Raw genomic sequence first — 13,287 nt, 5'->3', positions numbered from 1 at the left:
TACACAAAGGAGGAAGTAATCCATGATTTTGAAAACAAAATTGTTTGGTCGGCTTTACGAATTTAAATCCGTAAAAGAAGTGCTGGCCAAAGCCAATGAGTACAAATCCGGGGATCAGCTAGCCGGAGTAGCAGCAGAATCTGCCGAAGAGCGTGTCGCTGCTAAGGTTGTACTAGCTCAGCTAAAACTGTCTGATTTGTTCAATAATCCGGTAGTGCCTTATGAAGAAGATGAGGTAACACGGATTATCATCGACGACGTCAATCTTCGTACTTACGAAAAGATTAAGAACTGGACAGTAGAAGAGCTGCGTGAATGGATCTTGGATAACAAGACTAAGAACGTAGATATTCAGTGGCTGTCTCGTGGGTTGACTTCTGAAATGGTAGCAGCAGTTGCTAAGTTGATGACCAACTTGGACTTGATTGTAGCTGCCAATAAGATTGTCATTACCAAACATGCCAATACAACGATTGGTATGCCGGGAACCTTCTCTTCTCGTCTTCAACCAAACCATACCACAGATGATCCAGACGGTATCATGGCTTCTACTATGGAAGGTTTTGCTTATGGATGTGGGGATGCTCTCTTAGGATTGAACCCAGTGGATGACTCAGTAGAAAGTACCAAACGTGTCTTGCATAAGTTTAACGACTTCATCGAAGAGTACAAGATTCCAACTCAGCACTGTGTGCTGGCTCACGTTACTACTCAGATCGAAGCCATGAATCAAGGTGCTCCGACAGGATTGGTCTTCCAATCTATCGCCGGATCTGAAAAAGGAAATGAAGCTTTTGGTTTTGATGCTAAAATCATTCAAGAAGCTTGGGATACAGCTCTGAAAGTGGGAACAGCTGCTGGACCGAATGTCATGTACTTTGAAACAGGTCAAGGTTCTGAACTTTCATCTGATGCTCACCATGGAGCAGACCAAGTGACTATGGAAGCTCGTTGTTATGGTTTTGCTAAACGCTTCGATCCATTCTTGGTAAATACCGTTGTTGGATTCATCGGACCTGAGTATCTCTACGATTCTAAGCAGGTTATCCGTGCTGGTTTGGAAGACCACTTCATGGGCAAACTGACTGGTATCTCAATGGGTTGTGATATCTGCTACACTAATCACATGAAGGCTGACCAAAACGACGCTGAAAATCTCTTGGTTCTTCTCGGAGCAGCTAATGTTAACTACATCATGGCGATTCCTCACGGTGATGATATAATGCTCAACTATCAAACAACTGGTTACCATGAAACAGCGACTATGCGTTCTCTCCTCAACAAACGTCCGATTAAGGAATTTGAAGAGTGGATGGAAAAGATGGGCTTGATGGAAGATGGTCACCTGACAGAAATCGGCGGAGACGGATCCATCTTTATGAAATCAAATTAGCAAGGAGGAAATCATTGTGGATGAATTGCAATTAAAAGAAATGATTCGCTCATTGTTAAATGAGATGGGCGGCGACTCAGCTGTTAAAGAAACAGCAGCGACTGACCAGAACAAAGCTGAAAAACCTGCGGTTTCTCTGCAGGAAGAAGTCAAACAAGACACTTCAGTGATTGAAGATGGCATTATTCCGGATATAACAGAAGTAGACATTCAGGAACAGTTCTTGGTTCCGAATGCCATCAATGAAGAAGCCTACAGGAAGATTAAGAAATTTACTCCGGCACGTCTGGGCTTATGGCGGGCAGGTGATCGCTACAAGACACAAAGTGTTTTGCGTTTCCGTGCAGACCATGCGGCAGCTCAGGATGCGGTCTTCTCCTATGTATCAGATGACTTTGTCAAGGAAATGGGCTTCATTCCTGTACAGACCAAGGCAGCAACTAAGGATGAGTACCTGACACGTCCAGATTTTGGCCGGGTCTTCCCAGAAGATCAGCAGGCTATTATCAAGGAAAAATGCAAACCTAATGCCAAAGTTCAGATTGTCGTTGGTGATGGTCTTAGCTCATCAGCTATCGAGGCTAATGTCAAAGACTTCCTGCCAGCTCTGAAGCAAGGTTTGAAAATGTTCGGACTGGACTTTGGTGAAGTGCTCTTTATCAAGCATGCTCGGGTTGCGGCTATGGACCAAATCGCAGAGCTGACTGGTGCAGAAGTTATTTGTATGCTGGTTGGTGAGCGTCCAGGTCTGGTAACAGCTGAGTCCATGAGTGCTTATCTGGCTTACAAGCCAACAGTTGGTATGCCGGAAGCGAAACGGACCGTTGTTTCCAATATTCATAAAGGCGGAACACCAGCCGTTGAAGCTGGAGCCTATGTAGCAGAAATCATTAAGAAGATTCTTGATAATAAGAAATCAGGAATTGATTTGAAATAATAGGAGGTAGTGGCTTTGAAAAATGATCGATTAGGTGCAAGTGTATTAAGTGCCCTTCTGATTTCAAACGTGGATGCAGGTTTGGCAGCTTCTTTGGAGCTTAAACCACATCACAGAAGCCTGGGAATTATCACTTCTGACTGTGATGATGTCACTTATGTAGCCTTGGATGAAGCAACCAAGGCAGCAGATGTCGAAGTAGTCTATGCTCGCAGTATGTACGCTGGTGCAGGCAACGCTTCAACTAAGCTGGCTGGTGAAGTCATCGGTATCTTGGCTGGTCCAAACCCAGAAGAAGTTCGCAGCGGTCTGGATGTAGCAGTCTATGAAATCGAAAATGGGGCTAGCTTCTACAGTGCCAATGATGATGACAGCATTCCTTATTTTGCTCATTGTATCTCTCGTGCGGGCTCTTACCTGTCAGAGGGAGCTAATGCAGAAGAAGGAACAGCAATTGCTTATTTGATTGCTCCACCGGGTGAAGCTATGGTGGCACTGGATGCAGCTTTGAAAGCGGCAGATGTGCAGGTTGGCGCCTTCTATGGACCACCGAGCGAAACCAACTTTGCCGGCGGCCTTCTGGTCGGATCACAGTCAGCATGCCGAGCTGCCTGCGACGCATTTGCGAATGCAGTTATCGCAGTAGCAAATGATCCTAAAAGTTATTGATTAGGAGTTGATTAAATGGCAGATAGAGCACTAGGTTTAATTGAAGTAAAAGGTTATCTAGGTGCTGTAGTTGCGGCAGATGCGGCTTTGAAGGCTGCCAATGTATCATTGCTTAATATTGAAACGGTCAAAGCTGGTTTGAATACGGTTCAATTGATAGGCGATGTCAGTGCAGTCCGCTCAGCGGTTGATGCGGCAGTTGAGTTGGTACAGGATAAACCTTACTATCTGGCCAGCCATGTAATTTCTAGGTTGGATAACCAGACAGACCTTCTCTTTGTACCAAAGAGAAACAGTAAAACAGCTAAAAAAGAGATTGCTTCTACGGCGGAAACAATCCCTTCAGAAAAAATCGAAGAAAAGCCTCAGCCTGTAAAGGAAACTAAGGCTGAACCAGCAGAGAAGCTTGAAGGAGAGACAAGGACCTACACCAGAGAAAAACTGGAAAAACTAAAAGTCGTCGAACTACGCAGCCTTGCCTATCATCAAGAAGGTATCCGTCTCAGCAAGAAAGAAATCAAATTTGCCAACAAGAAACTTCTCGTTGAGACTTTGATGGAAACAATAGGAGAGGAGTAATTGCGGATGTTTTTAGAAGATAAAGATTTGGTATCGATTCAGGAAGTAAGGAATTTGATTCGGGATGCAAAGAAAGCCCAAGCAGAACTTGCTAAAATGAGCCAAGAACAAATTGATACCATTGTAAAAGTAGTAGCGAAAGCTTGTTATGATGAGCGTGAACGCCTAGCTAAGATGGCAGCTCAGGAAACAGGCTTTGGCCGCTGGGAAGACAAGGTGTTGAAAAATGCTCTTGCTTCCAAAGGTATTCTTGAAGAAATCAAGGATATGAAAACTGTTGGGGTTCTTCGCGAAGACAAGGAAAAGAAAGTCTTGGAAGTTGGGGTTCCAGTCGGTGTCATTGCTGGCTTGATTCCATCAACCAACCCGACATCAACGGTTATGTATAAGGCTTTGATCGCCTTGAAGGCAGGAAACAGTATCGTCTTCTCTCCTCACCCAAATGCTCTTAAGTGTATTGAGGAAACGGTGGAAATCATCAAGAAAGCTGCTAAATCAGCTGGATGTCCGGATGGAGCCATCAGTGCGATTCATCGGGTATCCATCGCAGCTACCAATGAGTTGATGCGACACAAGGATACAAATCTCATTTTGGCGACTGGCGGAAATGCCATGGTCAAAGCAGCATACTCATCTGGTACACCAGCAATCGGTGTAGGTCCTGGTAATGGTCCAGCCTTCATCGAAAGAACAGCAGATGTGCCAAAAGCAGTTCGTCAGATTTTGGATTCTAAAACCTTTGACAATGGTGTGATTTGTGCATCTGAGCAGTCGATCATCGTTGAAGAAGATATGAAGGAAAAGGTTGTAGCAGAGTTCAAGAAACAAGGTGCTTACTTTGTTCCAGCAGAAGATGCTAAGAAACTGGGCTCCTTCATTATCCAGCCGAGTGGTGCGATGAATCCGAAGATGGTTGGTAAAACACCTCAGGTGATTGCTGAGTTAGCTGGTATTTCAGTTCCAGCTGATGCTCGGGTCTTGATTGCAGAAGAAACAGGCGTCGGCAAGCAGTATCCATATTCTATGGAAAAACTGGCTCCAGTCTTAGGCTTCTACACTGTCAAGGACTGGTTGGAAGCTTGTGAGCTGAGCATTAAGATCTTGCATCACGAAGGTGCAGGCCACACTCTTGCTATTCACAGTCAAAACGAAGAAATTATTCGTGAATTTGCACTGAAAAAACCAGTATCTCGCCTGCTGATCAATACGCCAGCAGCTCTGGGTGGTGTCGGTGCAACGACTGGTCTCTTCCCAGCCTTTACTTTGGGTTGTGGAGCTGTGGGTGGCAGCGCGACATCTGATAATGTCAGCCCGCTCAATCTCTTCAATATCCGTCGTGTAGCTTACGGAACAGCTGAACTGTCAGACCTGCGACAAGCAGAAAATATGGCAGTGGAAGAACCAAAAGCAGTAGCAGTTGACGGATCAAACGAAGAAGAACTGGTAACCTTGTTGGTTCAACGCGTATTGGAAAAACTAAAATAGTCAATATTAAACATTATAATTGGAGGATACAATCATGGCAATCACAAATGCATTAGGAATGGTAGAAACAAGAGGACTTGTCGGTGCAATCGAAGCAGCTGATGCAATGGTCAAAGCGGCTAACGTAACTTTAGTTGGTAAAGAACAAGTCGGCGCTGGATTGGTAACAGTCTTGGTTCGTGGTGATGTCGGCGCAGTCAAAGCAGCGACAGATGCTGGAGCAGCTGCAGCTGAAAACGTTGGTGAATTGATTTCAGTTCACGTAATCCCACGTCCACATGCTGAAGTAGAAGTAATCTTGCCTCATCAAGAATAAGATTACAGACTTTCGGATAAAATTAAAAACAAGAAAATAATTGGAGGAAATAAACATGGCAAACGCAAATGCATTAGGAATGGTAGAAACAAAAGGACTCGTCGGCGCAATCGAAGCAGCTGATGCAATGGTCAAAGCCGCTAACGTAACTTTGATTGGTAAAGAACAAGTCGGTGCTGGTTTGGTAACTGTAATGGTTCGTGGTGATGTCGGCGCAGTCAAAGCTGCAACAGATGCTGGAGCAGCTGCAGCTGAAAATGTTGGTGAATTGATTTCAGTTCACGTAATTCCACGTCCACATGCTGAAGTGGAAGTCATTCTGCCCAAATAATCTGGGGCAGATAAATATTTGCTGAAAGGGCTTGTATTGTAGTTTTCAGGCTTGATACAGGCCTCTGATGCAAATAGAATACTCAGTGAAAATGAAGCTTATGAGCAGTAGCTCGATACTAGACAGAAATGTTGATTTTCAGAGAGTATCAGATTGATTTTCACAGAGTATCAACGGAGTAGAAGGATGTGAATACATGTCAGTTTTTACAGAAGCTAAGATTAGAAAGCTTTATAGAGAATCCGTTCTCGCTGATAACGGTGTCTTTGAATTAAACAAAGATGAAAAACTGACGCCAGCAGCCAGAGGTTTTCTCAATGATCACCATATTCGAATCATTTCTTCAGGTCAGACCAAAGGGAAAACAGGCTCAGCTGCTGATGCTATCAGGGTGCCGATTACAAACCTTGAGGACTCTGCTGTGTATCCACGACTATTTAGACTGACTAAACTTTATACTTGCTTTTTGAAGAACCAGAGAGAATTGCATCAGGCTTTTCAGGATGAAAAGTGTGAGCAAGTTGGCCAACTATTGAACATAGTAGAACAAATCGTTGGTCAGCATATTCTGGATGATATTTCTGATTACCAGACAGACCTGCCTAGCAATGCAGAATTGCAGGCCATTCGGGTCAGTCGACAGCTCGATCAAGAAACGGTTATGATGAGTTATCAAGAACCGACTTGGCAGCTGAATTGCTATGAAACATATATCGAAACGACCCTCCTGCGCAAAGAATTGGAGCAGGCTGCTGATGGTGACAGAGATCAATTTGCTTGTAAGGTTTCTCAATTATTAAAATCAATTGAAGTCTTGCTCTGGTTGATAGCAAGCTAATAACAAGAGAAAGAAGAACAGCAATGACTTTAGAAAATTTGGTAAATAAAGTAATTGATAAAGTTCAGGAAGAATTGCAGGGGTCATTTGAGGTAGAAGCGAGCGGACGTCATGTCCATTTGAGTCAGGAAGATTTGGAAGCCTTGTTTGGTCCCAACTATCAATTAACAAAAGCAAAAGACCTATCACAGCCAGGCCAGTTCGCTAGTCAAGAAAGGCTGACAGTTGTCGGTCCAAAAGGCGCTTTTCACAATGTGGTTATTCTGGGACCTGTTCGCAAACATTCTCAGGTAGAAGTTTCTCTGACCGACTGTTTGCAGCTGGGCACCAAGGCTCCCATTCGCGAAAGCGGCGATATCGAAGGAACACCGGGCGTCATTTTGGCTCATGGAGACAAGGCAGTTTGTCTGGATAAGGGCCTGATTGTAGCTAAGCGTCATGTTCATATGACACCGGAAGATGCTGAACGTCTGAATGTAAAAAATCATGAGATTGTACAAGTCAGAGTAGAAGGTGCTCGTCCGCTGATATTTGATGATGTAGTCATCCGTGTTAGTCCTAAATTTGCGACTTATATGCATATTGACTACGATGAAGCTAATGCCTGTGGTTTCAAAAAAGGAACACGCGGACGGATTATTAAAAAATAAGTCGTATGAGCAAATAAAAGGTAGGTAAAGAATGGAAAATCTAGATCATTTAGTAGATTTGATTACAGACCGCCTGATGGAAAAGTTGAAGAAAAAGCCTCAGAAACCTTCAGTATACGTCATTGGAGGCGATAAGATTCCTGACTTATTAGAAGGGGAAGGCTTTCAAGTTGTAAAAGATTCTTGCACAGCAGAGATTGTTGTTGTTGAGTCACTTGGTTTTGATGCTTTTCTAAGACTCTCATCCCTTTGCCCTTTAGCGGTGGAGGAAGCAGTCATTTTAAAGAGTCTTTTGAAAGGCAAAAAAGTCCTCGTATCAGACAACGCCTTTGCTATTCAACAGTACAAGCAATCTTCTAAAGTGTACTTGTATCAGGAACTGCAGGGACAGCGAGAAAAGCTTATTCGCTACGGTCTGCAATTTTATAAAGAAGGCCAACTCTTAGCACTCCTAGAAAGCGATCAGGCTGAAGAGCCTCGCCCGGAAGTGAAACGGGCGGTGGCAGAAGAAGTCAGCCAGAAGACTAAGGCGCCAGGCAAGCCAGTTTTGCTGACAGAGAAGAGGCTGAGAGAGATGGGCTTACCTGAAAGCGGAAGCTTTAAAATAGAAAAAGGAATGATTGTGACAGCCTTGGCGAGAGATTATCTAAAACGTCAAAAAATAGAAATCATAGAATAAAGGAGTGGGTAAAGATGTTTGTTGGTAAAGTAAAAGGAAGCCTTTGGGCGACTAGAAAAGACGAAAATTTAAATGGTTTGAAATTTTTAGTGGTCGAACGGCAGCTAAATGAACATCAAAGTGACCCAGCTCTGCTTATTGTGGCCGACTGCATCGGTGCAGGCGAAGGAGACCAAGTAATGGTAACCACTGGCAGTTCTGCCCGTATGAGCCTGAATAAGGTAAATATACCTGTGGATATGGTTGTTGTGGCTATCATTGACAAGGTTGACTATCACAGTGATGAAGAATATTAGAAACTAAGGTAATGTTATGAGTATCAATGAAATTATCATTTATATCATGGTTCTATTCATGCTGATCGGTGCAGTGGATAAATGTATCGGTGGCAAACTAGGACTAAGTGAAAAATTTGAAGAAGGAATCATGGCTATGGGAGCTTTGGCTCTGTCTATGGCTGGGATTATGGTAATCGCTCCCCTCTTGGCGGATGTCTTGAAACCAATTGTCGTGCCTTTGTATGGCTTGGTGGGCGCTGACCCGTCTATCTTTGCGACAACCTTCATTGCCAATGATATGGGAGGAGCTCCTCTGGCTCTCAGTCTGGCTCAGGATCCAGCAGTAGGAAATTTTGCTGCCTTTGTGCTGGGCTCTATGATGGGACCAACCATCGTCTTTACGATTCCAGTTGCCTTGGGTATTATCGAAAAAGATGATCGTCCGTTTTTGGCTCGCGGAATCTTATACGGTTTGGTAACTGTTCCGATTGGCTGTCTTCTCGGAGGATTTTTCGTACCAGGTCTGCCTTTTGGAACCTTGATTGTCAATCTTATTCCGATTATCATTGTATCAGCTCTGATTTTCGTAGGATTGCTTTTGGCACCTAATGCTATGATCAAAGGTTTTGAAGTGTTTGGTCAGATTATTGTTATCTTGGCAACGCTTGGTTTGGCTTTTGGTGCAGCGCAGCTTCTGACTGGAAATGAATGGCTCATCAGTCTCTATCCAAAAGGTGCTGAAACACTGAAGGAAGCCTTTGAAGTTGTTGGAACGATTGCCGTAACCTTGGCTGGAGCCTTTGGTCTGGTAGCTGTCTTTACCAAGGTAGCCAACAAACCGCTTTCTGCTATCGGAAAATCCCTAGGAATGAACGAAGTTGGTGCAGCTGGTTTGGTAGCTTCTCTGGCTAATAACATTGCCATGTTCCAGATGATGAAGGATATGGACAAACGCGGTAAGATTATCAACGTAGCCTTTGCCGTATCTGCTTCCTTTGTTATCGGAGATCACCTAGGCTTCACAGCTGGTCAAAAACCGGAAATGATTGTGCCGATGATGATTGGTAAATTTGTCGGCGGTATCACAGCGGTATTACTGGCTTTCTTCTTAACGAAGAAGGAAGCTTAGACTTGGAGGTATGAAGTATGGCAGATATTAATCGTTCTGACCTAGAAACATTGGTTCGTAAGATTTTATTGGAAGAATTAGCCACTAAAGATGGTGGGAAAAAAGTCAGCAAGGCAGGCGTAGCTTCTATCGCCCTGCCTGGTCTGGATGTTCGTCCAGAAGATCGCTTGGATACAGGTGATTCGAGCCATCAAGTTTATACACGAGACTTGCTGACCTTAGACGAAAGCCCAAGATTGGGCTTAGGTCTGATGACCATGGAAAAGACAACTTTCCCTTGGCATCTGGACTATGATGAAGTGGACTATGTTATTGAAGGGCGTCTTGATATTATCGTTGGTGACGAAGTCATGACAGCTGGCCCTGGCGAAGTACTCTTTATCCCTAAAGGCAGCGACATTCAGTTCTCTGTCAGAGATAAGGCCCGCTTTATCTATGTCACCTATCCGGCTGACTGGCAAGGCTAGTTTGTCGGAAGATTCAACTATCAGATTTACTAGAATGGCAGGACAGCGGCCTGCTGTCCTGCCATTCTGTAATAATGGAAAATAAAAAAACAGATAAAAGATGAGCAACCCTGCGAAAAGTTTATCATCTGTTATCTGTCTCTGCGATTGTTATTTCTGAAGGGAAAGGCCTGTCAAGTATATTTCTTGTAGGCTTAGCTTGGCATTCCTAAAAAAGTTGGTTAGGCTTTTTTGGAGAACGCGGAAAAATCTTCCTTTTTAAAAAACAACCATACTCATTTTAACAGAAAACCTTAGAATAATCTATTCTTTTGACCCAAAAAAAGTTAAAAAAAGGAATCAGAAAGAGGTGTATAGTTATGGTGCTCCTCTTATCTGATTTCCCTATTCCCTAAAATTGTAAGCGCTTCAAAATATATGTCAGCGAAAGGAGCTGTCTTATGGAAAACAAATGCAATATTACAGAATTTGTCGGTATTAATCCGATAGGCGATACAATTGGACTTGTCATTGCCAATGTGGATCAGCAGGTGCTGGATGCTATGAAGCTAGAAAAGAGCTATCGCTCAATTGGTGTAGTCGGTGCTCGTACCGGTGCGGGTCCTCATATTATGGCCGCAGATGAAGCGGTCAAAGCAACCAATACAGAAATTGTTAAAATCGAACTGCCTCGTGATACTAAGGGTGGTGCTGGGCACGGAAGTTTGATTATCTTCGGTGGTGAGGATGTATCAGATGTCAGACGAGCTGTGGAAGTAACCTTGAAGGAAGTGGATCGAACCTTCGGTGATGTTTATGCTAATGATGCAGGGCATATTGAACTCCAGTATACTGCGCGTGCTAGCTATGCTTGTCAGACTGCCTTTGGTGCTGAATACGGTCGTGCCTTTGGCTTGATTGTCGGAGCACCTGCAGCTATTGGTGTTGTTATGGCGGATACAGCTGTTAAGGCTGCTAATGTTACTGTTGTCGGCTATGCTTCTCCAGGAAATGGTGGTACCAGCCACTCAAACGAAGCTATCCTCTTTATCAGTGGGGATTCTGGAGCAGTTAGACAATCAGTTATCTCAGCGCGTGAAGTTGGACTGGCACTTTTAGGCAGTATGGGTGACGAGCCAACCAACTCACAGCCATCTTACATTTAAGAGTGAGAGGGAGGAAACGGTATGAGATCCAAACGTTTTGAAGTATTAAGCGAACGCCCTATCAACCAAGATGGATTTGTAAAAGAATGGGTTGAAGAAGGTTTAGTGGCTATGGAAAGCCCCAATGATCCTAAACCCAGTATCAAGATTCAAAATGGGAAAGTGGTTGAGTTAGACGGCAAACCAAAAGAAGAATTTGACCTGATTGACCAGTTCATTGCCAACTACGGGATTGACTTGAGCCGGGCTGAAGAAGTTATTCAGATGGACTCACGAGAGATTGCCAATAAAATATTGACACCGAGTGTACCTCGTACAGAAATCATCAAGCTGACCAAGGCCATGACTCCAGCTAAAATCATTGAAGTAGTCAATCAGATGAATGTCGTGGAAATCATGATGTGTCTGCAAAAGATGCGGACCCGTAAGCAAACAGCTACTCAAGCCCACGTCACTAATGTCAATGATAATCCAGTGCAGATTGCAGCAGATGCAGCTGAAGGAGCTCTGCGTGGTTTTGCAGAGCAAGAAACAACGGTTGCCGTAGTGCGTTATGCTCCTTTCAATGCCCTGTCTCTGATGATTGGCTCACAAGTAGGCCGTCCTGGGGTGCTGACTCAGTGTTCCTTGGAAGAAGCAACAGAACTAGAATTTGGGATGCGTGGCTTTACAGCCTATGCTGAGACCATCTCTGTTTATGGTACAGAAGATGTTTTCACCGATGGAGATGATACACCTTGGTCCAAGGCCTTTCTGGCTTCAGCCTATGCCTCTCGTGGACTCAAGATGCGCTTCACTTCCGGTACAGGGTCTGAAGTGCAGATGGGACAAGCCGAAGGCAAGTCCATGCTCTATCTGGAAGCTCGCTGTCTCTATGTAACAAAAGCAGCTGGGGTTCAAGGAACTCAGAATGGATCAGTAAGCTGTATCGGTATTCCAGCAGCTGTTCCGAGTGGTATTCGAGCAGTCGTTGCTGAAAACTTGATTGCCAGCATGCTGGATTTGGAATGTGCTTCATCAAATGACCAAACCTTTACTCACTCAGACTTACGTCGCTCTGTTCGGACTTTGATGCAGTTTGCGCCAGGTACAGACTTTATCAACTCTGGCTACTCTGCTACACCAAACTATGACAATATGTTTGCCGGCTCTAACTGGGATGCGGAAGACTTTGACGACTACAATGTCCTGCAACGTGACCTGCGGGTAGACGGTGGTCTTCGTCCTGTACGTGAAGAGGAAGTTGTCAAGGTTCGGAACAAGGCAGCACGCGTTATGCAAGCTCTTTTCAAAGGCTTGGGCCTGCCGCCGATTACCGACGAAGAAGTCGAAGCAGCGACCTATGCTCATGGCTCTAAAGATATGCCAGAGCGGGATAAGGTTGAAGACATCAAGGCTGCTCAAGGTATTCTGGAACGCGGCGTTCAAGGGGCTGATTTGATCAAAGCCTTGGCTAATAATGGCTTCCCAGAAGTTGCCAATGAGTTGCTCAATTTGTTCAAGCAACGTGTAGCAGGGGATTTCCTGCAAACATCTGCTATCTTTGATCGGGATTGGAATGTTATTTCAGCGGTGAATTCACCGAATGACTATGTTGGTGTCGGTACAGGCCATCGTCTGGTCGGCGAAGAATGGGAAAAAGTCAAAGACATTCCTAAAGCGATTGACCCGCGTGATGTATAGGAGGAGCTAAGATGACAGAGATAAATGAAACTTTACTGCGCTCCATTATTGCAGAAGTGATGAAAGAGATGAGCGCCAATACCAACGAAACAGCTGCTGCAACAAGCGAAAAGCCTGTCACAAAGCCTGTGTCCAATGAAAAAGCTGTCATCCGTACAGTTGGTGTGGCTAAGCCTAGCCAGTCAACGGATGAAGTCGTTATTGCAGTTGGACCTGCCTTTGGAGAACAGCAGGTGAAGACGATGGTGGACATTCCTCATACGGAAGTGTTGCGTCAGCTGGTGGCTGGTATTGAAGAAGAAGGGCTCAAGGCTCGTATTGTCAAGGTCTATCGTTCTTCTGACGTTGCTTTTGTAGCGGTAGAAGGAGACCACTTGTCTGGTTCTGGCATTTCTATCGGTGTTCAGTCTAAGGGAACAACGGTTATTCACCAACGTGATTTGCCACCGCTCAGTAATCTGGAACTTTTCCCGCAGGCACCTTTGTTAACTCCTGAAACCTATCGTTTGATTGGTAAAAATGCTGCTAAGTATGCTAAGGGTGAAACACCAAATCCGGTGCCAACCCTTAACGACCAAATGGCTCGTCCTAAGTACCAGGCCTACTCAGCCTTGCTGCATATCAAGGAAACGAAACTGGTTAAAAGAGGAAAACCAGCTGATGAATGTCAGGTGATTTGATGCATATGATGTCTACAAGGAGAAATCA

At 44.5% G+C, this 13,287-nt stretch carries 16 protein-coding genes; all 16 read left to right on the top strand.

Annotation, left to right across the window (positions count from 1 at the left end):
* Nucleotides 1-22: 22 nt before the first annotated feature.
* A complete protein-coding gene (locus D8877_RS01530; protein ID WP_002903902.1) occupies nt 23-1,393 on the top strand; it encodes an ethanolamine ammonia-lyase subunit EutB in 1,371 nt (456 codons plus the stop codon).
* Between the two features lie 16 nt (nt 1,394-1,409).
* A complete protein-coding gene (gene eutC / locus D8877_RS01525; protein WP_004192040.1) occupies nt 1,410-2,330 on the top strand; it encodes an ethanolamine ammonia-lyase subunit EutC in 921 nt (306 codons plus the stop codon).
* A 15-nt stretch (nt 2,331-2,345) separates the two neighbouring features.
* Nucleotides 2,346-2,999 (top strand): ethanolamine utilization microcompartment protein EutL, encoded by a 654-nt coding sequence (gene eutL / locus D8877_RS01520; protein ID WP_032913438.1) that lies wholly within the window; start codon nt 2,346-2,348, stop codon nt 2,997-2,999.
* Nucleotides 3,000-3,014: 15 nt separating this feature from the next.
* Nucleotides 3,015-3,578, top strand: a complete 564-nt coding sequence (locus D8877_RS01515) for a BMC domain-containing protein (protein ID WP_125352190.1) — start codon at nt 3,015-3,017, stop codon at nt 3,576-3,578.
* A 6-nt stretch (nt 3,579-3,584) separates the two neighbouring features.
* Nucleotides 3,585-5,063, top strand: coding sequence for an acetaldehyde dehydrogenase (acetylating) (locus D8877_RS01510; RefSeq protein ID WP_125352188.1), 1,479 nt, complete (start codon nt 3,585-3,587; stop codon nt 5,061-5,063).
* Between the two features lie 34 nt (nt 5,064-5,097).
* Complete coding sequence (gene pduA, locus D8877_RS01505; RefSeq protein ID WP_125352186.1) at nt 5,098-5,379, top strand: propanediol utilization microcompartment protein PduA; 282 nt, start codon at nt 5,098-5,100, stop codon at nt 5,377-5,379.
* 55 nt (nt 5,380-5,434) lie between these two features.
* Nucleotides 5,435-5,710 carry a propanediol utilization microcompartment protein PduA gene (gene pduA, locus D8877_RS01500; RefSeq protein WP_002896373.1) on the top strand — a complete coding sequence of 92 codons (276 nt, stop codon included), beginning with the start codon at nt 5,435-5,437 and terminating at the stop codon, nt 5,708-5,710.
* 196 nt (nt 5,711-5,906) lie between these two features.
* On the top strand, nt 5,907-6,548 hold the full coding sequence (locus tag D8877_RS01495; RefSeq protein WP_125352184.1) for a hypothetical protein: 642 nt from the start codon (nt 5,907-5,909) through the stop codon (nt 6,546-6,548).
* Between the two features lie 23 nt (nt 6,549-6,571).
* Nucleotides 6,572-7,198 carry an ethanolamine utilization phosphate acetyltransferase EutD gene (gene eutD, locus D8877_RS01490; RefSeq protein ID WP_002896361.1) on the top strand — a complete coding sequence of 209 codons (627 nt, stop codon included), beginning with the start codon at nt 6,572-6,574 and terminating at the stop codon, nt 7,196-7,198.
* 31 nt (nt 7,199-7,229) lie between these two features.
* Nucleotides 7,230-7,877 carry an ethanolamine utilization protein gene (locus D8877_RS01485; protein ID WP_002910475.1) on the top strand — a complete coding sequence of 216 codons (648 nt, stop codon included), beginning with the start codon at nt 7,230-7,232 and terminating at the stop codon, nt 7,875-7,877.
* A 14-nt stretch (nt 7,878-7,891) separates the two neighbouring features.
* The gene (locus D8877_RS01480; protein WP_011836570.1) at nt 7,892-8,173 is read left to right on the top strand and encodes a EutN/CcmL family microcompartment protein; all 282 of its coding nucleotides are present in this window, start codon (nt 7,892-7,894) and stop codon (nt 8,171-8,173) included.
* 16 nt (nt 8,174-8,189) lie between these two features.
* Nucleotides 8,190-9,284: an ethanolamine utilization protein EutH gene (locus D8877_RS01475; protein ID WP_125352182.1), complete on the top strand. Its 1,095-nt coding sequence runs from the start codon at nt 8,190-8,192 to the stop codon at nt 9,282-9,284.
* Nucleotides 9,285-9,301: 17 nt separating this feature from the next.
* Complete coding sequence (locus tag D8877_RS01470; protein ID WP_002898196.1) at nt 9,302-9,751, top strand: EutQ-related cupin domain-containing protein; 450 nt, start codon at nt 9,302-9,304, stop codon at nt 9,749-9,751.
* 413 nt (nt 9,752-10,164) lie between these two features.
* Complete coding sequence (gene pduB, locus D8877_RS01465) at nt 10,165-10,896, top strand: propanediol utilization microcompartment protein PduB (RefSeq protein WP_260468642.1); 732 nt, start codon at nt 10,165-10,167, stop codon at nt 10,894-10,896.
* A gap of 21 nt (nt 10,897-10,917) precedes the next feature.
* The gene (locus D8877_RS01460; protein ID WP_125352178.1) at nt 10,918-12,579 is read left to right on the top strand and encodes a propanediol/glycerol family dehydratase large subunit; all 1,662 of its coding nucleotides are present in this window, start codon (nt 10,918-10,920) and stop codon (nt 12,577-12,579) included.
* 11 nt (nt 12,580-12,590) lie between these two features.
* Nucleotides 12,591-13,259, top strand: a complete 669-nt coding sequence (locus tag D8877_RS01455) for a propanediol/glycerol family dehydratase medium subunit (protein ID WP_125352176.1) — start codon at nt 12,591-12,593, stop codon at nt 13,257-13,259.
* The last annotated feature ends 28 nt before the right edge of the window (nt 13,260-13,287 follow it).

Origin of the sequence: Streptococcus sanguinis (genome assembly GCF_003943735.1) — a bacterium.
Classification (GTDB): Bacteria; Bacillota; Bacilli; order Lactobacillales; family Streptococcaceae; genus Streptococcus; species Streptococcus sanguinis_E.
The sequence above is the reverse complement of the archived record's forward strand: the minus strand, read 5'-3'. Positions and strand labels throughout refer to the sequence as shown.